The sequence below is a fragment of the Bizionia argentinensis JUB59 genome (assembly GCF_000224335.1).
In the GTDB taxonomy this organism is placed as follows: Bacteria; Bacteroidota; Bacteroidia; order Flavobacteriales; family Flavobacteriaceae; genus Algorimicrobium; species Algorimicrobium argentinense.
Genome location: NZ_AFXZ01000010.1, coordinates 1 through 527 on the forward strand (window position 1 = coordinate 1; position 527 = coordinate 527).

Consider the following 527-nt stretch of genomic DNA (forward strand, 5'->3'; position numbering starts at 1 on the left):
GTAAGTAATAGAAAAAAAACTCAAAGACGAACAGTTCAAATTAAAAAAAATTAACAAATCATAAATGAAAAACTAAAATATGAAAGCAAAAACAACAAAATTAGAACAAATATTAAATAAGGAAAAGTGCATTAATTTTTTCATTAGATATGGTTATTTTATTCACACGGAAAATGATGAGAAATTAGTTTTGAGAAAATCAGGAACAGAATTTACTACTTCTGGCGAAAAATTTCCAAAAGAATTATCTATTTCTTTTAATAATAATGGAACTGAAATTTCTTTGAAATACGATACGTTTGTCTTATTTGATACTGGCGATTTACAAGAGGAATTTGATTTGACTATAAACCGAATAACAACGAACATAAATAATCTGATTTAAATATAAAGCCTGAATGAATTGTCCTAAAGTTAATTTGAATAGAATTTGAAACAGATTTTTAGCAAAATTTCGGAATCTAAAGTGGAATAATTTACTCAAACGGAATTTAGAAAGTGGTTGAATAAAAAACTACTACTTACAA

The 527-nt window shown here is 24.7% G+C and carries 1 protein-coding gene; it reads left to right on the forward strand.

Features of this window, described 5'->3' with window-relative positions; genetic code table 11:
* Window positions 1-79 precede the first annotated feature (79 nt).
* On the forward strand, window positions 80-385 hold the full coding sequence (locus tag BZARG_RS04230; protein WP_008635755.1) for a hypothetical protein: 306 nt from the start codon (window positions 80-82) through the stop codon (window positions 383-385).
* Window positions 386-527 lie beyond the last annotated feature (142 nt).

What these genes read in the sequence shown, in the direction of transcription:
- BZARG_RS04230 (WP_008635755.1), top strand. Translation starts at nt 80, where the DNA reads ATGAAAGCAAAAACAACAAAATTAGAACAAATATTAAATAAGGAAAAG.